The sequence below is a fragment of the Tateyamaria omphalii genome, assembly GCF_014651375.1.
Classification (GTDB): domain Bacteria; phylum Pseudomonadota; class Alphaproteobacteria; order Rhodobacterales; family Rhodobacteraceae; genus Tateyamaria; species Tateyamaria omphalii.
Genome location: NZ_BMWT01000010.1, coordinates 55,615 through 77,641, shown reverse-complemented (window position 1 = coordinate 77,641; position 22,027 = coordinate 55,615). Strand labels below are relative to the sequence as shown.

The window sequence follows — 22,027 nt, the reverse complement described above, 5'->3', positions numbered from 1 at the left end:
TGAGGGCAACTTCAACGCGGATCTGTTTGTGTTCACGGACGGTCACGGCGCGGACACGATCACGGATTTCGCGGCGACGAACAACTTTGAGCGGATTGATTTCTCGGGCCTGTCGACGATCAACAGCTTGGCGGATCTGAACCTTGGCAGCGCCACGCTGGGGGCGGCGACGCAGGTGGGCGGCGATGTGCTGATCGACACGGGCGGCGGCAACAGCATCCTGCTGTCAGGCGTCAGCCTCGGCGATCTGGATGCTTTTGATTTTATCTTCTGATTTTGGAGTGTAAAAGCGGGGCGGAGCACGTTTTTTCGTGCTTCGTTCCCTTTTCATTTTGAGGATCAGTCATGTTGAAGCTGCCAGGCGCTATTGCGTTTTCACAAGCTCTTCGTAACAAGGCGCGCCGTTTCCCAGATCGGGATGATGCCAGATACCACGATCACTACATTTATCCTAACATTTCACCAGGCTTTGCGATTTCCGCAGGCGAGAGAGTTTTTACAATCGGGTCCTGTTTTGCGAGGAATGTTGAAGAAGCTCTTGCTGAAAATGGCATGGACCTTCCAACGCTTGCATTCACCGCGCCCCAGGACGAAGCGCCGGGTCGTGCCAACCGAATTCTGAATCAATACAACCCAGCCACTATGCTGCAAGCGGTTCGTGCAGCAGGCACTGCCGCTGACACACGTGGGTTATATAAAACGGGCTTGGGGTCCTATGTTGACACTTTGCTGGCAACTGGATCCCGAGCGGTGTCACACGCGCGGGCGATGGAACGGCGTGAACAGATCAACACGTTGTACCAAGACGGATTGAACGGTGCCGGGGTTGTTGTCATCACGCTTGGTCTGGTCGAAGCATGGTATGACAGTGAGGACGGTCTGTACTTGAATGAAGCGCCGCCACATAAACTGGTAAAGAAGTCCGGTGAACGCTTTGAATTTCACCAGTTGGGCGTCGAAGAATGCGAGAGCATGGTCTCGCAGATGTTGGAACTGTTACTTAGCGAAGGCAAAAGAAACGTCGTTTTGACGGTATCGCCGGTGCCGTTGCAGGTTACATTTGCTGGCGGCGACGCCTTGTTGCGCAACAGCTATTCGAAGTCGGTTCTACGTGTTGTCGCCGAGAAGATGTCGCAAAAGTTTGAAGCCGTAGACTATTTCCCAAGCTATGAGATTATCACGTCATCGGGGTTGCGATCTTTCGGGGAAGACAATGTACATGTTCGGCCAAGGATCGTCGGTGACGTTGTGAAGCACATGGTCGGTCTTTACACCAAGCAAAATGATGCTCACTGAACACTCGCCACTACAAATGGCATCCTGACTTCTGTCAGGAAGGTATTGAGCCAACATCAACAACCAAAAATGTGATGATCGCATGAATAACCAAAAACTCTTTGGAAATCTCTTTCTTAGCATTGGCGCTATGAAGGCAGGCACAACATGGCTTTATGCTGTGTTGGCGCGCCATCCGGAGCTGCATTTTGCGATGGAGAAGGAGATTCACTATTTTTACCATCGCTACGTGGACAACGGACAGCTGAGTGATCAGCGACGGATGCAGGAGGCGCGCAACCGTTACATCCTGCGCTTTGATCCGGAGAAGGCGCATGTCGATAACGTACGCACGAACCTGCGTTGGGTTGCGGCGTATCTGGATCGACCAGTCGATGATTTCTGGTATCGCAACCTGTTCCAGCTTCGGCGGCATGAAACATATGCGTGCGACTTTTCTAATCTGAACGCCCTTTTGCCCGGCGATGTCTGGCCACGCATTTCTGATCGGTGTGACAAATTGCGTGTGCTCTATACCATGCGTGATCCGGTCAAGCGGTTGTGGAGCCACACCAAGTTTCACCTGCAGGTCACCGATCAGTTGGACAACCTGAAGACGTGGGGGCCAAACGATTTTCTGCGCTTCGTCAAACAGCCGCATATCTGGAACAATGCCGAATATGGTGAAGTGTTGCGCAAGCTGCGTGCGGGTCTTTCGCCTGAACAATACAAGGTCATCTTCTACGAGGACCTGCATGCTGATCAACGTGGCACCCTGCGCGGGATCGAGGAATTCCTTGACGTGGCTGCCTTCAACTACCCTGAAACCTTGCTGAAACAGCGTTTCACTGAAAGTGTGAAACATCCGATGCCGGATTTCTTCTCGGGCCTGATTGCCGACGACGTCGCGCGCATCCGGTCGGAGATTGAGGCGGAAGGGTTTGTTCTGCCAGAAGGGTGGGGAATGGTGAAAGCGTGAGATCAGTATGAAGGCTCTAGTCATTGGGAATTGTCAGGCGCGGCCGTTGACACAATTGGTTGCGCGCGCGACCGATGCCCAGATGCTTGAGCCAATCGTGCTGCATCTGGCAAAGGACGGTGATCAAGACGTGCACGCGGCGCGTATGGCCGAGGCGGACATCATCTTTGCCCAGCAGACGGCAGAAAACTTCGCTCGTCCGTGGTTGCGGTCCAACGTGGTGCGCGCCAATCATCCGTTTGTGTTTGTTTGGCCCAACATCTTCTGGGCCGGGCAACAGCCGTTCTTGCGATACATGACCCACACGACTGGTGGCCGCATGATGGGGCCATTGGAAGCCCTGCACGATGTGCGCATCTACCATGACTGGCTGGCCCAGGAGGGTTTAATCACGGACCGGCAATCGGAGTTTGACAGCGCCTACGTTGCCCGGATCCGTGAGATGTCTTTGGCAGAACTACAGCGCCGCGAAGCAACATGCGATGTCGCCATCACCGATGTGTTGGGTTCGTATGTTGATAATCGGCGCTTGTTCTTTACCTTCAATCACCCAACTGCGTTTGTGCTGGCCAAAGTAGCGAGTCGGTTGCTGAAGGTGTCAGGGTTTTCCAGCACGCAGGTTGAAGAACCGCCAGACGAGCCGCTGGGTCGCTATGTTGTGCCGTCGCTTTGGCCGGACAAGCCTGATCACATGCAGGGGGATGGATACACCTTGGAATCCGGAGGACAGGTCTCACGACGACCCGGTCCGCCGGTGCGTTACAATGACCAAAAGCTGCTTGCAGCATTTCACGAAGTGTATTCTCACAACCCGCTGTTTCGGGATTTAAGCAATATTCGCTTTACTCCGGCAAACGGAATGGACGCGGATATCTTTAAGGCAAATGGTGCGCCGGTTTAACCGGCGGCACTTTGTTTCGTCTTGGATTGCTGCACCAACATGTTGGTTTCGTTCACCGTGGCATGGCCGGCTGCAAACTGGCAGACCACCGGCCGATTGAGAACGTATGCAGACAGGCGTGCAGTCGACTTCATATTGTCATGCGCAGCTGAGACCACGTTACGCTGAATGCCTTGGGGCATTTGGCCAACTTGCGAATGCGTGAGTGTATAAGAGGCCGTTTGCCAATCGATATTGGTAAAAACCCGGTCCTGTTCGAAGTTGTCCAGCAACATCTGTGCGCCGCGCCGGGACAGAAGGTATCCGTCGAGCCCGGGCGCGCGCATGTTGTCCGTGTAGCTGCCGATCGCTTCCGCGTAGGTTGTCCACGGGGGGGTATCAGGTCGATCCCACCAGACACCCGCGCCACGGTCGTTGATAAACACCATGTCTGGGTTTTCGGTCTCGACCAGTTGTGTCAGGTCTGACCATGTTGCCATGTCGGCGTAGGGCCATGCATCGTCTTCGAAGATCAGCGCGTGTTCGTTTGTTGTTTCAAGAAATGCGCGCCAGACTGACATTTGAGACTGTAGGTTGGCGACACCGCCGATGTGCAGTTTGCCGGTTGGGCACCACGTGTCATAGATGTCTTGACCCATCTTACTGCCGTCAACGGCTTGAACAAAGTTCAAAGGGTCACCGTAGCGTGCGTACCTTTCTTCCAGTGCGCGTCTGCGTCCCTTGGCCCGGTCCAGATTGACGAAATGATGTGGAAAGGGAAATTCGCGCGAGGCCGGACTCGCGATCCAGTCCAGAACAGTGCGCCAGCGGCGCAAGTTCAGATCGTCTGGGTCAGCTCTGGACGCGAAGGTGTCGACCAGTTTTTCGAACATGTCCCATGCGCCCAGCATGTGACTGAAGCGAATATTTGTGCCGAGGGCGCCGCGAAGATCTTCGTTGGCCGCCTTTTCAAGCACCGCCGTCGCCTCTTGGAGATGGCCAGAGCGGCAGTGAAGCAGGATCAGGTTCTGATAGGCCATTGCCAACAGCTTGCGCTGCGCGATCAGTGTCCCACACATATCTGCCAACCGGTCCGGTTGTCCCGTCTGGTTGAAGTATTCCAGCTTGAGCTGGAACAGCTCCCGTTCGGGTATAACGGCTTCGGCTCTGGTGATCCTTTCCATTGCGCTGTCTGGATCGTGCAGGCGGGATTCGTAGCGGTAGATGGCGCGCCAAATACCGGGCACCTGAACATTTGCATCCGCCTCTACCATCGAAACGGCCTGAGCATAGACGTTTGCAAAACGTTCCTGCATCTTGTTCAAGGGCCAATTGCGCGTCACGATTTGCTGCAATTGTTGTTCAAATTCAGTCATGTTGGTCTTCAATTCTTTGGTCGAGAGGTGCGCACCATCTTACCATTTTCAAAGTGGATTCCGCATTCCGTCTTGTCGCTGTCGGCCCAGCGACCTGCGCGAGGGTCATCCCCCGGTGCGACGGGTTTGGTGCAGACAGCACATCCAATGGAGGGGTATCCTTGGGCCTGAAGTGGATGGCGCGGAAGATCGTGTTCAGTGAAATAGTTATCCACGTCTTCGGGTGTCCAGTCGATCAGCGGGTTTACCTTGATCCAGCGATCCTGGATTTCGAACAGTGTCATGTCACTGCGTGTGGCCGCCTGTTGGCGTTTGCGTCCGGTGATCCAACATGACAGGGACCGCAAGGACTTGAGCATCGGTACTGATTTGCGGACGTGGCAACACAGGTCGGGATTGCGTTGATGGAGAAGCCCGTCAGGGTCATCGGCCTTGAGCGCATCGGGCCGGGGGGTGACCGTCTGGATGTTCGACAGACCGAGCTGCCGCACCAGGGTGTCACGATATTCCAGCGTTTCCGGAAAATGTTTCCATGTGTCCAGAAAGATGATCGGCACGTAAGGGTCGATGCGCGACACCATGTGTAGCAGGATCGCTGCCTCTGTTCCGAAGGACGAGACGAGACCGACCCGTCCTTCGAATGTGGTTGTGATCACCTCTTTCAGAACCGCCTGTGCGGAGCGCCCTGTATGGCGTTCCGACAAGTCTGCAGCCTTCGCCTTGAGTTCGAGCCGGGCATTTGTTTCGACAATCACAACCTGTCACTCAAATCCTTACTTCCAGACGGACACACAAGGGATCTTGGTTTTGTCGCAGCGGTCCGAATACTTCTCGGCGATTTCGACAACTTCCTGCATGACACCGTCGGAGAGTTTGATCGGGTTCAGACCCAGACCAAGGAACCGGTCGTTTGCCACGTGCAGATCGTTTTCGGCCGCTTCATTGCGCGGGTTTTCGAGATAGGCGATGTCGGTGCCTGTCATCCCGTTGATCATCTCGGCCAGATCGCGCACCCGGTGGGTTTCGGTCATCTGGTTGAGGATGTTCACCCGTTCGCCTTTTTGTGGCGGGTTCTCGATGGCCAGTTCAATACAGCGGCACGTGTCCTGAATGTGGATGAATGCGCGTGTCTGACCGCCGGTCCCGTGCACTGTCATCGGGTACTTTACCGCCGCCTGCATGATGAAGCGGTTGAGCACGGTGCCGTAGTCACCGTCATAGTCGAAGCGGTTGATCAACCGTTCGTCCTTGCGCGTTTCCTCGGTCTGCGTGCCCCAGACGATGCCCTGGTGCAGGTCGGTGATCCGTGTCTGGTCGTTCTTGTTGTAGAAGTAGAAGAACAGCTGATCCTGCGTTTTTGTCATGTGGTAGATCGAGCCGGGGTTTGCAGGGTACAGGATTTCCTGTTCGCTTTGCCCGTTTTCGGTGTCCACTTTGACGTTCAGGTATCCCTCGGGGATTTTCATGCCTGCTGTGCCGTAGCCGTAGACGCCCATGGTGCCCAGGTGCACCAGGTGAATGTCCAGACCGCTTTCGACGATGGCGGCAAGCACATCGTTGGTGGCGTTGAGGTTGTTGGATACGGTGTAGCGTTTGTGCTGCGCCGACTTCATGGAGTAGGGGGCTGCGCGCTGTTCGGCGAAGTGCACGATGGCGTCAGGCTCTTCCTCTTTGATCAGTGTCAGGAGGCGATGGTAGTTTTCACCAATTGTGAAATCATGAAATGCGATTTCTTTGCCTGTCAGCTCTTTCCAGACACGCAGACGTTCCCCGATGGGGCGGATCGGCGTCAGGCTTTCGACTTCCAGTTCAATATCAATTTTGCGGCGGCTCAAATTGTCAACAATGGTGACGTCATGGCCCCGGTTCGAAAGGTGCAGCGCGGTCGGCCACCCACAGAATCCGTCGCCACCAAGTACGATGATCTTCATCATCAACTCCTTTTGGTAAAACTACCGCTCCTGTACACTACGATATTGGAAAGACAAAGCAGATCACCCCGGCAACGGCATGTTTGCGCTTGTCCTTTGGAAAAGAGTTCAGATTGCCCTAATCCTTTGGCGTTGCGCTATTTTTTTTCGCTTTTTTGGATGTGCGTTGTCGGTGGAAAGGGCAGGAGCAAGACAGTTTGACGCGGTTAAATGCCCGGGTGCGACGATTGTGGGCACAGAAAAAAACCGCTTCGCGCGCCCAACACTGATTCAATCTCGGATTGCAATGTGTAAGGGCGTTCTACACTCTCAATGCATGTTGACTGGATGTTTGCATCAACGTGAGTTTGGACTGCGCTCGAGCGCGCATGCGTAGAGCCTTGCCGCGCAGTTTGACACAGGCGGAAAGACCAATATTGGTGGAAAATGTCAGGTTAGCCCCAGGAGGCGACAGCGCTTAGAAGCTCGATGTCATCGTGGTTGCTTTCGTATAGCAACTCGTCAAGCGCGGCCGTGTCCGACGCGCTGGTTCCAGATGAAACGTTCTTGTGTGTGACACTGGCCTCGAATGCAGGGAACACTGGTTTCACGCGGCGCTGAAGCGTTGCAAGTGCGTCACCGAACCCGTCGACAAGCCCAATCATGCCGGTCATGTGCAATTGCTTTGCAGCGACCAATGCCCGTTCCAGTTCCGGTTCGGGTCCCGGTGCCATTGATGCAAGGCGCGACGTCTGGAAGTTTCGGCATTGCCGATCTCCGTTACGTTCAAGACGGGCGCGTACATAGCCTTCGAAGTCGTGCTCCTTGGCCAGTTGCGCACCCCATGTATCCGCATCTTGCTTGCGCTCAAACCGGTAGGCAGAGCGGATGCGCGCGATTGGATCGCGCAGCATCATGACCGGAACCACATGCACGCCGGTCGGACTTGGGATGGGTCCGACCATTGTGTGTGAGGAGAAAGCAATAGCGCTCGGGTTCTGAGCGATCCAGGCCTCTACCTGTCCGGTATTGTCATTTCCAGCCATCGGAAATTCATTGGTCACCCATGCGGGCCCAAAGTTATCCTTCAGGATGCTGTCCAAGGACGTCCCCGCGTTCTTGAACAGGTGGTAGTGCAGTATGATCGTGCGCAAGTTAGCCTCGCTTATTTGACACGTCTCTTAGCCGTTGCCCTGATAGAGCTCAACGGCCTCAAACGCCTCACGCATTTGTGCACGTCCACGGTCAAAAGAAAAGGCGTCGCGCATGTAAGCCTGTGCATTGTCCGATATTGTTGTCCAAAGGTCATCATCCTCTGACAGTGCCTTGATCGCTTTTGCCCACGCATCGGGGGTTTCTGCGATGAAACAATCATGGCCCGATCGCAGCCCGATACCTTCGGCCGCCGTTTGGGTCAGGACGCAAGGTATTCCATACGACAGCGCACTGAGGACCTTGCCTTTGATGCCTGCTCCTGACCGCAATGGCGCGATGAAGATACGGTGCTTGTCGAAGGCATCCTCGACCTTTTCGACGAAGCCGACAGGATCAACGAGATTGGTTTTCAGAGCGCGGATTTCATCCGACATGGACGCGCCGTAGATCGACAAAGGTACGCTGCCTGCCACCCCATTCACCACGGGCAGGATGTCGCGGACAAACCATTGAACACCCTCCGCATTCGGATGGTGCCGGAAGCTGCCAAGGAAAGACATGCCCTTGCGGTCCTTCAGTGGTGCCCGGTTTTCCGGCACATCCACTACCCAGGGGCATTTCATTACTTTGGCCTGCCCGTCGGAATAGGCCTGTATCACCGAGTGTTCGACCTCGTTGTAGGACAGGACAAGGTCCACCTTGTTGATGATGTCCATTTCCTCGTTCCGGGTTTGGCGTGCTTTTTCCAGTGCTGCCGCATCACCCTCAGCCCGAGCCGCGCGGATTTCGCGCAGGAAGTGGAGATCGGCATTGTTGAACAAGACACGTGCTTCGGGCGCCAGAGCACGCACACGGTCAAGCACATCCTGAGCCACGTAGTAACGCGTGATGTAGAACGCATCGAAGTCGCGTGCGTGCTGGGTCAGGTATTCTGTCTGCGACAGGTAGAATGGGGCATAGATCACCTCGACCCCCATTTTCTGCAGCTCTTCGGTGTATTGGCCCAGATGCGCCATGTTGCCGGGCAGGAAGCTGACCTTGTAGCCCAGCGATTGGACCAGCCGGATTTCCTGAAGTGCGGCATACGATCCCGCATCCTGGTCTGGGCGCGGTGTGGAATAGTCGATGAACAGGATGCGCCCGACGATACCGCGGTCTTTTTCCAGATCCGGTCTTTGACCTTCTTTGCCAAAGCCCGAGAACGCCTTGGCCCAACGGCGTTTGAACTTGGGCCGGTTTACTTCCTGGTACTTCTTGAAACCTGAGGTGACGTCAGTACCCGAGGTCATACCCTCGTAGTGATAGACGACCGATGACGGGACAAACCATGTGGTGAAGCCTGCTTCGCGCACCTTGAATGCGAAGTCGGTGTCTTCGAAATACATCGGCTCCATATAGGAGGACAGGCCGCCCACATCGCGCCAGATGTCTGCGCGCACCATCATCGCAGCGCCGGACAAGTAGTCGGCCTGGCGTGCATAGGAGAAGCGGGGTTCTTCCGGGTTCTGCTGGTTGCCGTAGTTCCACGGGTTGCCGGTGCCCCAGATGATGCCGCCCGCGTCCTGCAGTTGGCCGTTGGGGTAAAGCAGTTTTGAACCCGCCATGCCGACATTGTCGAACCGGTCGAATGCACCGATCAGTTCGTCCAGCCAACCGCTTGTGACTTCTACATCATTGTTCAAAAGAACGATGTAGTCGCCCTTGGCTTCCTGCGCGCCGCGGTTGCAGGCCCGGATAAAGCGTTGGGGCAGTTCGTTGTGCAAAACCGTGATGCCGGAGACGATGTTTTCAAGCTCGGTTGTTTCGTCGGTGGATGCGTCATCGACCACGATCACCTCGAAGCTGGCCTTGTTGTAGGCAACCAGCAGGGAGCACAGCGCAAGGTAGGTGACTTCGACCTTGTTATGGGCCGGGATCACGATCGACACGTCCGGTTTTTCGGGTCGATTGAAGGTCAGCGGCTTGAGCTTGACGTTTTCGTAGCCGCCTTCCAGCACGGACAATGCATAGGCAAGCTGTGCATGGTCCGTGTTTTCGTCGGCTGCCGCAACACTGGCCTTGAGGCTCGCGTAGCGCTGAGGCGTCTGGGCAAAGAGCGTGGACGGGAAGGGGGCCGGCGTTTCACGCTGCATGATGTCGCGTGGCGTGATGATCGCCGGAAGCAGCAACTGCCCTTGCCAGAAGGTGATTGTACCGGAACGATCCTTGAAACAGACGTGGTGGCTGTGCCCATCAAGGAATTGTGCGGACAGACGGACAATGTTGTTGTTGGGGCCAAACATCAGCCGTTCGATCGGTTTACCGTCAATATGCAGCAGCACATCCATTTCGATGTCGGACGACATGATCAACGTGTGTCCGTAGTCTTCTTCCAGCGCGAGTTTCGGTACGCGCGTGGTGAGCAGCTTTTCAGTATTGCGGCCGGATTTCAGTATCACATCGTCGCCAACCATAAGTGAGCTTGGCAAAGGGCCGGTCATCCACGTGCCTTCGGTCGCATCAGATGTGTGCCGAACGCGGATCGGCTCTACCAGCGATGGTTCATTGTTTGTCGACTGGCTGACACGTGTGTCGGCGATGAATAGGAACGGCTCGATATCCGTTTCTGTTGACAAGTAGGCCTTGTAGTCCACGGCGATCCCGACCGTGCCTTTTTCAAACCCGTCTGGCAGGGGGATGCTGACGTGCTGATAGCCGTCCCGCGCCGAACCGCCTCCGAAAGCCCCATCGAAAGGCACGGTATGCCGTGTCAGTCCGCCTGTGCTTTCGTTGGTGAACACGATGTTAAGGTCTGCAACAGCACGGTGCGCGGCAATCCACGTTTCGAACACCATCCCTGCCTTGGTGCGTTTGACATAAATCGGCTCATCAAACTCGATGCGACAAGCAACATTCCGCTGAGCCAGCATCAGTTGGACGGTTTGGGTGCCGGACAGCACCCAATCGGTGAGGTGATTTACCCAGCAGGCGAAGTATTCGCCCGGCTGCGTTTCAGCTGGAACAGAGCTGACTCGGCCGGACAAATCTTCAGTGTTGAACGGGAAATTCAGTTTGAATGCATAGGTCTGAAGGGGGTCAGTTTTCATGGGTGCGAGGGGCGCCGAGGCGTTCCCAACACGCACTTCTACAGGGGTTTTGTCGGGTGCTGCGGCAAATTTCGCATAGACATTACCATTCGCCAAAAACACGGAGTGCACGTTTTCAATCATTGAAGAACTCACAGAGTCAGGAACATTCAGAGGAGAGGCGCATGTAGTCATGCGCCGGGTGAATTACGCGCCTTATGCAACGAAACGTTGGGGGCGTCACCGTCATTTGTCCAAAATGTCTCGGTGGAACCGGTGAAGCAGAAAGAGGCCAATCACGGTCAATCCCGCGCCCAGGCCAATCGGGTAGAGTACCGATACGTAGGTCGGGTGGTAGTAGGGGTAAAATCCATCGCGCATGACGCCAACGACGTGCACCAGGGGATTGTACCACAGGTAGTCCGAGTAGGGCCGTGGGACCGTTTCGAAGATGAAGAAGATGCAGGATATGAGGAACATGGGGCGGTTGATGACTGCCCATGCGGTCTGCCAGACGGGGAACGAAAGGGTCAGGAAACTGTTCAAAGTCCCGACCCCCATCGCGAAGCAAAGCAGCATCGCATAGGCCAAGCCAATTTTCGAGAAATCCAGCACTGTATCCGGCGATTGGGTCACCATGATGAACGTCAGGACCAGGAAATGCACCATGAGCTGGGTAATTGTGTTGATGATCAGGCGCGCGATCAGAGCATCGACAAAAGTGACGCGTGGATAGGCCAGTAACGCGCGGCTTGCCTGGATCGTCGTGCCGACCTTGCTGGAGATGTCATTGTACATCAGGAAGGGGAGAATTCCGCTTGCGTAGAAGAACGCGAACTGGGTTCCCAGGGGCGGTGACCGAAACCCGATCGAAAAGATGATTGTGAGCAACGCGATGCCCGCTGCAGGTTCCAGAATCGCCCAGAGATAGCCGCCAGGCGATCGGCCATATGTTGCCGACATCTCGCGCAGCATAAGCGCTATGATCGCGCGCGATGTCGCGAATGGCCTATTCTGCACATGCAATTGGCCGTCGTAATTGCCCGCCATGTGTTTCGTTCCCTTCGCTGGCTTTGCCAGAGTAATTGCGCTACGAACCGCGTTAGAACAACGTCCTTCTAGTAACCTAAATTGGTCCAGATGTCGCAACCCCCCCAGGTCCCTCCGGTACGTGCAGTGCCTGTTTCATCGAATAAGCCCCGGCAGTTACGGGCCGGTTCCGCGGGGCAACAGCCCATCGCCGAAGCATCGGGTGACGCAAGAACTCCGGAGACGGCACCACCGGGTGAGATACTTAATCCTCCGGTTGCGCCGCCTGCGCGCCCATCCAGAACGAAGCGACGGCATTGGTTTCTTCTGGCGTCTTTCCTGTTGGTTGCCCTCGTGCCGCCAGCGCTGGCTGCGCTGTACCTTTGGACGCGCGCCGCAGACCAATATGCTTCTTATTTGGGGTTTTCGGTGCGCTCCGAGGAGCAGAGTTCGGCGGTTGAGCTCTTGGGTGGGATCACTGATCTGTCCGGTTCAAGTTCGTCTGATACAGATATTCTCTTTTCCTACCTGACCAGCCAGGAATTGGTTTCCAAAGTAAATGATCGCGTCGATTTGTCTGCGATCTGGAGCCGGGTATCGGTCCGACAGGACCCGGTTTTCGCCTACGATCCCGAAGGCACAATCGAAGACCTGCTTGGCCATTGGGAAAGCAAGGTCAACATCGTCTATGACAGTGGAACGCGGTTGATGGAGCTGCGCGTCATGGCGTTTGACCCGGCAGACGCGCAGGCGGTGGCGCAGGCGATCTTGGACGAAAGCACCGAGATGATTAACCAGCTTTCGGCCATCGCGCGTGAAGACGCGATCAAGTATTCCCGTGATGAACTGGAAGTGTCTATCGAGCGCTTGAAAGACGCGCGGCTGGCGCTGACCCAATTCCGGAACCGGACCCAGATTGTCGACCCCAGTATCGACACGCAAAACCAGATGGGTGTGCTTGTTACCCTGCAACAGCAGTTGGCTGACTCCCTGATCGAACTTGACTTGTTGAGCGACACCACGCGGAGCGACGACCCGCGCATTTCGCAAGCAAACCGCCGGGTTGAAGTGATCCAGAGCCGTATCGAGGCGGAGCGCCAGAAACTTGGGCTTGGCACAAGGGGAGAGGGTGACGTCGTGTTTGCCGATCTCGTGGGCGAATACGAGAGCCTGATCGTGGATCGTGAGTTTGCCGAGACGGCCTATACCACTGCGCTTGCCGCGTATGATGGCGCGGTTGCAGAAGCGCGTCGTCAGAGCCGGTACCTAGCTGCACATGTTCAGCCAACCCTTGCGCAGAAGGCGGAGTATCCCGAGCGCCTTTGGACCACGATGCTGATTGCGCTGTTCAGCTTTTTGTCCTGGGGTATCGTTTGCCTGGTTTTCTACAGCTTGCGCGACCGCGCCTGATCGTCCGATGATCCAGCTTGATCGATTGACGAAATACTTTCCGTCCAAAGGAGGACGGAGGGTGATTGTAGACAATCTGACAACCACGTTTCCGACTGGGTCCAGTGTTGCCCTTCTGGGTCGCAACGGTGCCGGAAAAAGCACGTTGTTGCGGTTGATTGCTGGCACTATTCGCCCCACTTCTGGCCGGATTTTGTCGACGGGGTCTATCTCTTATCCTGTTGGATTTGCCGGTTCATTCCATCCGGACATGACCGGCCTGCAGAATGCGCGGTTCGTTGCGCGCTTATATGGCGTGGACACGGACGAGTTGGTCGATTTTGTTGAGGATTTTGCCGAGTTGGGACCCCATTTCCGGATGCCGCTTCGGACCTATTCCTCCGGAATGCGATCCCGTCTGTCCTTTGGTGTTTCCATGGCGATCCCGTTTGACACTTATCTAGTAGATGAAGTCACGTCGGTTGGTGATGGTGCCTTTCGCCGCAAGAGTATTCGCGTGTTTGACGCACGCCGTGAAAAGGCGGGGGCCGTTGTTGTGTCGCACTCAAACGAGATGATCAAACGCATCTGTGACAAGGCCATGGTTCTGGAGCATGGGAAGGTGGCTTTTTATGATGATGTCAATGCCGCTCTTGAACACCACGAGGAGAACCTAAAGCGACCTCCCGCCCACATGCAGTGAGATCAAACTACGGCTTTGCTTTGGCACGCAAGCCTGATACGCGCACCCGCAATTTCAAACAGTCTTCCATCTTACGACCGAGAAAGATTCTCAGTAAATGTTCCGTTTTCTGAAGCAGATATTGCGCATTTCGTTGATGCGCAGGTTCATGACAAGCGTTCGCGACGACGGACTTCGCGTCGCGTTGGCCAAGTTGCGCGCCTATTCTGCCATGCGCTGGAATGGATCCTCGCACACATCACTGACGCACGAACCAGCGCCAGTGCATATGCCCGATGATCGGTATCTGCAGGGCATTTGGGCACAATTAGCACATGGCGAGGCGTTTCACGTTGACGCGCCCATGCTGAACCAGAACCGACGTTCCATCGCATTGATTGGGGATCTGAACCTTCCTCAGTGCCGGAAATATCGTGTTGAGCAGCTGGCCGCGTTCTGGCAGGCGCAGGGTGTGTCCTGCGATTATTCACACTACCAGGATTTGCCGCGGGCCACGCGCCTTCTGTCGCAGGCGACACACCTGATCGAATATCGCCTTCAATCCACCCCATTGACCGAGATGCTGCGATATGAAGCCCGTCGTTTGCGGTTGCCGATCCTCTACGACATCGACGACCCGCTATTCTCGATTGCGGCCTATGAAACTTACGGCAACATGCAGGCCCTTGATCCGTGGATGAAGGTGCATTTCCTGTCGGAGGCACCAAAGTATCTGGCCATGATGAACGGTGCGGACATGCTTTCCATGTCGACGCCTGGACTGGCAGATCACGCCAGCCAGCTTTCTGTTCGGCCGGTCCATGTGCGTCGCAACTTTGCAGACGAAGATACGTTGCGCGACGGCGCGCGGGCCATGCAATCGGAGCGTTTGGATGACGGTCTTTTCCGCGTCGCGTTTGCAAGTGGCTCGCAGGGCCATGAGGTCGACTTCAAGACTATACTGCCAGCGATTGAGGCTTTCGTCAGTGGTGCTGCTGACAGACGCCTCATGTTGCTTGGTCATTTCGATTTGAACCATTTGCCGCAAATCGTTGCTGACAGAACCGAAGTTGTTCCGTTTTCGGACTATGACGCCTATCTCGAAGCGCTTTCGCGCGCGGATTGCGCTGTGATGCCATTGGCGGACGATCTGTTCAATCGCTGCAAGAGTGCAGTGCGTGTGATTGATGCTTCATCGGTCGGCGTGCCGTCCATCGTGGGGCAGGTCGGTGATCTTGCGCAAATGGTTGAACAGGGAAAGACCGGGTTTGTGGCCGATACCATCGAGGATTGGCAGCAGGGGCTTGCAGCCCTGTACCGAGATCGTCGTTTCGCCGCTGATATGGGGCGTGCGGCTCGCGAGACACTAGAAAAACGGTGGTCTGCACAGCCCGAGGATCACATTATCTCTCCTGAATTGCTGGAATGGATAAACGGATGACTGAACGTCATATCTTGTTGGCCAATGTGTTTTTCGCACCGTTTACATATGGCGGAGCCACTGTTGTCGCCGAGGAAGTTGCCAAGGCTTTGCTACGCCGGGGTGGGTTCAGGGTTTCGGTCGTGTCGCTGTGCGCCCGGGAAGAATTGCAAACCTATACCGTCGTGAAGTCGCAACGCGACGGCATTGTGAACTACGTTATCAATGTCCCGCATGGGCGCAGCTATGCGCAGCTCTATTCCAATCCCGACGTGTCGGAGATCGTGGGCAGTATCATGGATGACCTGCAACCTGACCTGTTACATGCGCATTGCTTGCAGGACATGGGGGTAGATGTGCTTGAGGCCGCCGAGGCCCGGGGTATCCCGTCCATTCTGTCCGTCCATGATTTCTGGTGGCTTTGCGAGCGGCAATTCATGATCCGGCCGGAACAGACCTATTGTGGACAGAGCCCGGTCAATATCGAGGACTGCCGCGGATGTGTGAACGATTTTGACGCAGCCAAGGCACGGCAGGACCGTTTGCATGATGTTGGACGGTTACCGGCGCGTGTGACATATCCAAGTGCCTTTGCACGTGACCTGAGTGTCAGTTCAGGTTTTGCCCCGGATCACAGCGTGGTGTGGGAAAACGGGGTTCGGCTGCCTGGTGATGATTTCGCCGAAGCGCAATTGGCGCGCCGGGCAAAGGACAAGCGGCTGACATTCGGATTTCTTGGCGGACCCTCTCAGATCAAGGGGTGGCCGACCATGCGTGAGGCGTTCAAGTCGCTCAACCGCGAAGATTTTCGGGTGTTTGTTGTAGACGGCAGTATGGACGGGTCCTGGTGGTCGAACCAGTCACTGTCAGATTTGCCGGGTGAATGGGAGGTGTATCCTCGTTTTTCCCAGCACCAGATGGATGCCTTTTATGCTCAGATCGACGTGGTTTTATTTATGTCGCAATGGAAAGAGACTTTTGGTCTGGCTATTCGTGAGGCGTTGGCGCGTGGCATCAGCATCATACAAACCGACAGTGGCGGTACTGTAGAACACGGCACTGTTCCTGAATCGGAATTGATACCAATTGGTGCGAAACCATCTGTGTTGGCCGAAAGGCTAGACGCTGTCTTGCGGGCCCATCCCGCTTTCCCGGAGCCGGTCAAGGTCCAAAGCTATGATGCACAGGCCGAGGATTTTGCCGCTTTGGTCGAAACGGTTTTGGCCGAGCGGGCTTAGGGCTCATGGGGCAGGGGTCAGATGCCACGACCGTGCACATCCTTATGGCTGTGTTTAACGGCGCTGATCATTTGCAGGGGCAGCTCGACAGTTTTGATGCGCAGACTCACAGCGACTGGCATCTGATCGCCAGTGATGATGGATCGCAAGACGACAGTACGGATATTTTGCGTAAGTATGCGCAGGGTGAGCGAGCTGTCGACGTTTTGCACGGGCCGTGCCTGGGTGGGGCAGCCAACTTTATGTTTCTGTTGCGCCACCTTGCCACAAAACAGCCCGTTGCCGGATGTATCGCCTTTGCAGATCAGGACGACAAGTGGTTGCCCCACAAGCTGGCGCGTGCGCTTGACCATCTTGAAGGCACCGACCCCGAACGGCCGGCCCTATATTGCAGCCGCAGCCTGATCGCGGGACCAGACCTATCTGCGCCGCGTCTCTCAGCACCGCGCCCCAAGCCACCTGGGTTTCGGAACGCATTGGTGCAGAACATCGCAGGCGGAAACACGATCGTGTTGAACCGGGCCGCATCTGCGTTGGTGCTGAAAGCCGCGCCGCATGTCGATGAGGTCGTCGTGCATGATTGGTGGGTGTATCAATTGGTGACCGGGGCAGGTGGGGTTGTCTTGCATGATGATGAGCCGGGGCTTTTGTATCGGCAACACGATGCCAATCAAATCGGGGCGAATGACACCACGCGCGCGCGGTTGCTGCGCATTGCGATGCTGTTGCGGGGCGATTTTCGGGCGTGGAATGATGTCAATATCGCTGCGCTTCGTGCGAATGAGAAATTGCTGAGCGCGGACAACCGGACAGTTTTACAGTCTTTCGACCGGATGCGCCGATTGCCATTGTTGCGGCGTCTGTACACTGTGCAGCGTCTTGGACTTTATCGACAGACACGGGCCAGCACGGCAGCCCTTTGGATTGCAGCGGTGCTGCGCCGCATCTGAGAGCGGGGCAATTGACCTGTGACGACAGTCGGACTTGCGCGTTGCGTGCTTTTTTGACCAAAACAGCGCAAGCAGGAATGCCATGGAGCAGGCGATATGAAGATTGCGGTGATCGGCACGGGCTATGTTGGCTTGGTTTCGGGCGTTTGTTTTTCTGATTTCGGGCATGATGTCGTTTGCGTCGACAAGGACCCGGAAAAAATCGAGAAACTGAACGCAGGTGTTGTGCCGATCTATGAGCCCGGGCTTGATGCGTTGATGGTCAAGAATGTTGAGGCCGGGCGCCTGTCCTTTACCGGTGATCTTGCCGGGGCCATTGATGGGGCGGAGGCTGTTTTTATCGCTGTGGGCACCCCGACCCGTCGCGGCGATGGCCACGCGGATTTGTCTTATGTCATGGCTGCGGCAGAAGATATTGCAGGTATTGCAAAGGACTATGTCGTCATCGTCACCAAGTCGACTGTGCCTGTCGGCACAAACCGACAGATCAAGCAGGTTGTACGCAAGGCCAATCCTGATCTTGAATTCGATGTCGCGTCGAACCCGGAGTTCCTGCGCGAAGGGGCGGCCATTGACGACTTCATGAAACCGGATCGTGTGGTTGTCGGCGTACAATCGGACCGCGCCGCTGATGTGATGGCCGAAGTCTATCGCCCGCTGTTCCTGCGTGATTTCCCGATTGTCACAACGGATCTGGAAAGCGCCGAGATGATCAAATACGCGGCCAACGCCTTTCTCGCGACAAAGATCACGTTCATCAATGAAATCGCTGCGCTGTGCGAACGCACAGGTGCGGACATCAAACAAGTGTCCAAGGGCATGGGGCTGGATGGACGGATCGGCAACAAGTTCCTCCATGCCGGTCCCGGCTATGGCGGGTCTTGCTTTCCCAAGGATACCAAGGCGCTGGCGCGTATCGGGCAAGAAAACGCGGTGCCGATGCAGATCACCGAGACCGTGATCAAGGTCAACGATGAGACGAAGCGTCGGATGATCGACAAGATTTTCGATCTGTGCGATGGCCAGATGGCGGGCAAGACTGTTGCGGTTCTGGGCGTGACGTTCAAACCCAACACGGATGACATGCGCGATGCGCCAAGCTTGACCATCATTCCGGCACTGATCGGGGCAGGGGCAAAGGTGCGTGTCACTGACCCGCAAGGCAAGCACGAGGGCGAAGCGCTGTTGCCCGGTGTGCACTGGGTCGAGGATGCGTACAAAGCCTCACAAAATGCAGACCTGTTGGTGATCCTGACGGAATGGAATGAATTCCGCGCATTGGATCTGAAGAAAGTTGCACGCAAGATGACGGTGCCACGTCTGGCCGATCTGCGGAACATCTATTCGGCCCGCGATGCCAAACGCGCTGGTTTCGTGGCCTATGAAAGTGTGGGGCGAGATGCGTGGCATGCCGATGCCTAAGGCGCTGGTCACCGGGTCGGCGGGCTTTATCGGGTACTTTCTGTGCCAACGCCTGCTGGCGGATGGGTTCGAAGTTGTGGGTCTGGATGCCCTGACTGACTACTACGATGTGACGCTGAAGCAGAGGCGACAGCAAATGCTGCTGCAGAATGCCGGGTTCGGGGCTGTGAATGAGCGGATCGAGGCGGATGGCATATTGCATGACCTTGTCGCCAATGAACGGCCTGATGTGATCGTGCATTTGGCTGCACAGGCGGGTGTTCGATATTCGATCGAAAATCCAAAGTCCTATGTTGATGCGAACCTTGTCGGCACGTTCAACCTTTTGGAGGCCGTGCGCGCGACCCCATGCCAGCACGTGCTGATCGCGTCGACCTCGTCCGTCTATGGCGCCAACACCGAAATGCCCTATGCCGAGGATCACCGCGCGGACCACCAGATGTCATTCTATGCCGCCACCAAGAAGGCGAGCGAGGTGATGGCACATTCCTATGCCCATTTGTATGGGTCGCCGATTACGATGTTTCGATTTTTTACGGTCTATGGGCCTTGGGGCCGCCCGGACATGGCGCATTTCAAGTTCACCCGCGCGATCCTGAATGGTGATCCGATCGATATCTACAATCACGGGGAAATGCGTCGGGATTTCACGTATATTGATGATCTGGTTGCAGGAATCCGAGGCTTGATTGATGTGCCGCCCGCGCGACCGGCAAGTCCCGATGACATTATGCCGGGAGACAGTCTGTCGCCGGTTGCGCCGTTCCGTGTTGTGAACATCGGCAATTCCGAACCCGTGCGTTTGATGGATTTTGTTGCCGCCATCGAAGATGCAATCGGTCAGACGGCGCAAAAAAATATGATGGATATGCAGCCGGGTGACGTGCCGGCGACATGGGCCAACAGTAGCCTGCTGACATCACTGACCGGATACGCGCCGCAAGTGAGTGTGCAAGAAGGTGTTGCGCGTTTTGTGGCCTGGTACCGCGACTACTATCGCACTTAGTTAACATAAGATAGATTACAGGATGCTTTGTGCCTCCGAGCACGTTCACAAATGTCCCTCAAACGTGAACTCTGCCTTGATCTGTAGGCCAAGGCCCCTCCCCAGGTGAAACATCTACGTAGCTGATTTTCATGCAGTTTTTTGTCTCGGGTTTTTTTGCGTTGGTTCAACATATTGAAAACCAGTGACTTGGCTGGTGGCGGAACGCTGCTGCAGACAGAGGCTTTTTCGCAGCCAACGCATCATGCCACACCATCGGCCGTTGTGTGTGTGCGGAGAAGGTCCAGTTTGAGCCCATGTTGAACATTCGATGAGTTTATCCGAGACTTCCGAAGCAGCACAGCCCGCTGACTATGAATGGGATTCAACGTTGTGTCTTTGGAAACTGAAATTCACGCAATGTACCGTGAGATTGCTTCATACGATGGCGACTTCGGGGACCCAATCGCCGCATCGTTTTCGTTTGATCCTTGGAGCTACCTCGAGCACAACCACCTGTCAGAGTTCGAACGGCGAGGCGTGATTGTCGCCATACTCGTCAACCTCATGTCAGCAATAGATAATTCTACCCATGCAGATGTTGTGACTTCAAGAGAGGGGAAATTTGCAACTAGGCTAGCCAATCAGAATTTAGCTGAAAAAATCCCACACTTTAGGTCCGCGCTCGAAGGGTTTTCTCAATCGGAAGAGGCATTTTCACAGGCGTTACGTGCAATCTATTTGGAATGGGTGCAGCCCGCAGTGACGGCGTAGTTCAGATTTCCAATTTCTATTGAAAGATTCAGTCTGGCAAAACGCACAACGGCAGCAAAATCCGCGAAGCATGCGTTGGCGACCGGGACGGCGGCGATCCCTTTCTTCGTCTCATCAAATGAAGATTTGGCACAGTGACACCGTTGACCTACCAGTTTCCAAAATTAAAGGGCTTTCATAACGGTCGGAACTGAACTGCATCGTAGTTTCTGACGCTGATGGCTAGGTCTGGCCACCCTGCCAAAGGCTCGATATCGGCGTGGCAAACAGGTTTTCGCCAAACGGCACCACCTTGTCGTGGTCATACAGGACAAGGCCTTGGACAAAGCTGGATCCACACGCGCCTGCCAATTTACGTAGGCCGGAGAAATCGGCGGGTTTGACCGTGGCGGATGCCTTGATTTCGATCCCAACCACCTCGCCCTTGCGGTTTTCAAGGACGATGTCGACCTCGTTCTTATCCTTGTCGCGAAAGTGCGAGAATGTGCAGCGCTGGTTGCTCCAGGACGCGATTTTACGCAGTTCGCCGAACACGAAGGTTTCAAGGATTGACCCGAACACCGTTCGGTCCCGCGCAACCCGGTCTGGGGAAACATCCCGCATCGCCGCGAGCAGGCCGGCATCCAGAAAATGCAGTTTTGGGGACTTCGTGATCCGCTTGATACGGTTGCTGAACCATGGCTGCAGACTGTGGGTCAGGTAGAGAGCCTCGAACACGCGCATGTATTTCTGTGTCGTCACATGGTTCAGCCCAAGCGCGGCACCGATGCGCGAGTAATTTACCAATTGCCCCGAATGTTCGGCCAGCACCGACAAGAGGCGGGGCATCAGTGCCAGTTGCTCGATTTGTGCAACGTCCCGGACGTCGCGCTGCACGATGGCATCGAGATAGTCGTGATACCAATCCTGTCGACGGGGCCACCGTGCGCGCCCCAGTGCTTCGGGGTATCCCCCGGCCAGAACCCGGTCAACGAGCGCCTGCCCCACCAAGGATGTCCCAGCTTGCGGAGCCTCGCCAGAAAAAGCGGTGTCGATGACGCCTGACCGCTGATCGAGGATTTCGGCTTGTGACAACGGCAGTAGGCGCACCACCTCCATTCGCCCCGCCAGTGAATCCGCCACCTTCGGTAGGGTCATCAGGTTGGCCGAGCCGGTTAGTAGAAAGCGACCCGGTGACGGGTCATCATCAACGGACGCCTTGATCGCCAGCAACAGATCGGGCGCACGCTGAACCTCGTCGATCACGGCGCGGTCCAAGCCACGGACGAAGCCTACAGGGTCGTCTTGGGCTGCCCTCAGAACGGTGGCATCATCAAGCGTCAGATAAGGGATTTCATTGTTGGCGAATTTCATCGCAAGCGTCGTCTTGCCAGATTGCCGCGGCCCGGCGATCATCACGACGCGGGTGTCTGCCAACGCTTCGCTAATCCGATCGCGCGCGAATCTTGGGTACATGCAGTGCCTTTCCATGACCGACCAATTGAAAGTAATGTGCCGA

18 protein-coding genes and 1 pseudogene are annotated in these 22,027 nt (G+C 55.7%); 12 read left to right on the top strand and 7 right to left on the bottom strand.

Annotated features, from left to right (window positions below):
- The 4 genes and pseudogenes from IE087_RS22210 to IE087_RS22195 all read left to right on the top strand — a co-directional run.
- Nucleotides 1-274, top strand: a pseudogene (locus IE087_RS22210) (hypothetical protein); the annotation flags it as partial.
- A 71-nt stretch (nt 275-345) separates the two neighbouring features.
- The gene (locus IE087_RS22205) at nt 346-1,296 is read left to right on the top strand and encodes a GSCFA domain-containing protein (RefSeq protein ID WP_189371772.1); all 951 of its coding nucleotides are present in this window, start codon (nt 346-348) and stop codon (nt 1,294-1,296) included.
- Nucleotides 1,297-1,378: 82 nt separating this feature from the next.
- Nucleotides 1,379-2,254 (top strand): sulfotransferase, encoded by an 876-nt coding sequence (locus IE087_RS22200; RefSeq protein ID WP_189371771.1) that lies wholly within the window; start codon nt 1,379-1,381, stop codon nt 2,252-2,254.
- A 7-nt stretch (nt 2,255-2,261) separates the two neighbouring features.
- The gene (locus tag IE087_RS22195; RefSeq protein ID WP_229801538.1) at nt 2,262-3,155 is read left to right on the top strand and encodes a WcbI family polysaccharide biosynthesis putative acetyltransferase; all 894 of its coding nucleotides are present in this window, start codon (nt 2,262-2,264) and stop codon (nt 3,153-3,155) included.
- On the opposite strand, the gene IE087_RS22190 is transcribed toward IE087_RS22195, so the two are convergent.
- From IE087_RS22190 to IE087_RS22165, 6 genes are all read right to left on the bottom strand, one after another.
- Complete coding sequence (locus IE087_RS22190) at nt 3,152-4,510, bottom strand: glycosyltransferase family protein (RefSeq protein ID WP_189371769.1); 1,359 nt, start codon at nt 4,508-4,510, stop codon at nt 3,152-3,154. The genes IE087_RS22195 and IE087_RS22190 overlap by 4 nt on opposite strands.
- Nucleotides 4,511-4,518: 8 nt before the next feature.
- Nucleotides 4,519-5,265, bottom strand: coding sequence for a phosphoadenylyl-sulfate reductase (locus tag IE087_RS22185; RefSeq protein ID WP_189371768.1), 747 nt, complete (start codon nt 5,263-5,265; stop codon nt 4,519-4,521).
- Between the two features lie 18 nt (nt 5,266-5,283).
- Nucleotides 5,284-6,441: an NAD-dependent epimerase/dehydratase family protein gene (locus IE087_RS22180; protein ID WP_189371767.1), complete on the bottom strand. Its 1,158-nt coding sequence runs from the start codon at nt 6,439-6,441 to the stop codon at nt 5,284-5,286.
- A 434-nt stretch (nt 6,442-6,875) separates the two neighbouring features.
- Nucleotides 6,876-7,574, bottom strand: a complete 699-nt coding sequence (locus IE087_RS22175; RefSeq protein WP_189371766.1) for a sulfotransferase family 2 domain-containing protein — start codon at nt 7,572-7,574, stop codon at nt 6,876-6,878.
- Nucleotides 7,575-7,601: 27 nt separating this feature from the next.
- On the bottom strand, nt 7,602-10,661 hold the full coding sequence (locus tag IE087_RS22170; RefSeq protein ID WP_189371765.1) for a glycosyltransferase: 3,060 nt from the start codon (nt 10,659-10,661) through the stop codon (nt 7,602-7,604).
- A gap of 225 nt (nt 10,662-10,886) precedes the next feature.
- Complete coding sequence (locus IE087_RS22165; RefSeq protein WP_189371764.1) at nt 10,887-11,690, bottom strand: ABC transporter permease; 804 nt, start codon at nt 11,688-11,690, stop codon at nt 10,887-10,889.
- A 90-nt stretch (nt 11,691-11,780) separates the two neighbouring features.
- Between IE087_RS22165 and IE087_RS22160 the strand changes: the two genes are divergently transcribed.
- From IE087_RS22160 to IE087_RS22125, 8 genes are all read left to right on the top strand, one after another.
- Nucleotides 11,781-13,079: a KpsE/RkpR family capsule polysaccharide export protein gene (locus IE087_RS22160; RefSeq protein WP_229801537.1), complete on the top strand. Its 1,299-nt coding sequence runs from the start codon at nt 11,781-11,783 to the stop codon at nt 13,077-13,079.
- A gap of 7 nt (nt 13,080-13,086) precedes the next feature.
- Nucleotides 13,087-13,761, top strand: a complete 675-nt coding sequence (locus IE087_RS22155; RefSeq protein ID WP_189371763.1) for an ABC transporter ATP-binding protein — start codon at nt 13,087-13,089, stop codon at nt 13,759-13,761.
- 97 nt (nt 13,762-13,858) lie between these two features.
- Nucleotides 13,859-15,181, top strand: a complete 1,323-nt coding sequence (locus IE087_RS22150) for a glycosyltransferase (RefSeq protein WP_229801536.1) — start codon at nt 13,859-13,861, stop codon at nt 15,179-15,181.
- Complete coding sequence (locus IE087_RS22145) at nt 15,178-16,398, top strand: glycosyltransferase (RefSeq protein WP_189371761.1); 1,221 nt, start codon at nt 15,178-15,180, stop codon at nt 16,396-16,398. Before IE087_RS22150 ends, IE087_RS22145 begins: the two co-directional genes overlap by 4 nt.
- Before the next feature lie 5 nt (nt 16,399-16,403).
- Nucleotides 16,404-17,348, top strand: coding sequence for a glycosyltransferase (locus IE087_RS22140; protein ID WP_189371760.1), 945 nt, complete (start codon nt 16,404-16,406; stop codon nt 17,346-17,348).
- 96 nt (nt 17,349-17,444) lie between these two features.
- Nucleotides 17,445-18,770, top strand: a complete 1,326-nt coding sequence (locus tag IE087_RS22135) for a UDP-glucose dehydrogenase family protein (protein WP_189371759.1) — start codon at nt 17,445-17,447, stop codon at nt 18,768-18,770.
- On the top strand, nt 18,763-19,776 hold the full coding sequence (locus tag IE087_RS22130; RefSeq protein WP_189371758.1) for an NAD-dependent epimerase/dehydratase family protein: 1,014 nt from the start codon (nt 18,763-18,765) through the stop codon (nt 19,774-19,776). Before IE087_RS22135 ends, IE087_RS22130 begins: the two co-directional genes overlap by 8 nt.
- 357 nt (nt 19,777-20,133) lie before the next feature.
- On the top strand, nt 20,134-20,529 hold the full coding sequence (locus tag IE087_RS22125) for a hypothetical protein (protein ID WP_229801535.1): 396 nt from the start codon (nt 20,134-20,136) through the stop codon (nt 20,527-20,529).
- A gap of 222 nt (nt 20,530-20,751) precedes the next feature.
- On the opposite strand, the gene IE087_RS22120 is transcribed toward IE087_RS22125, so the two are convergent.
- On the bottom strand, nt 20,752-21,984 hold the full coding sequence (locus tag IE087_RS22120; RefSeq protein WP_189371756.1) for an ATP-binding protein: 1,233 nt from the start codon (nt 21,982-21,984) through the stop codon (nt 20,752-20,754).
- Nucleotides 21,985-22,027: the final 43 nt, after the last annotated feature.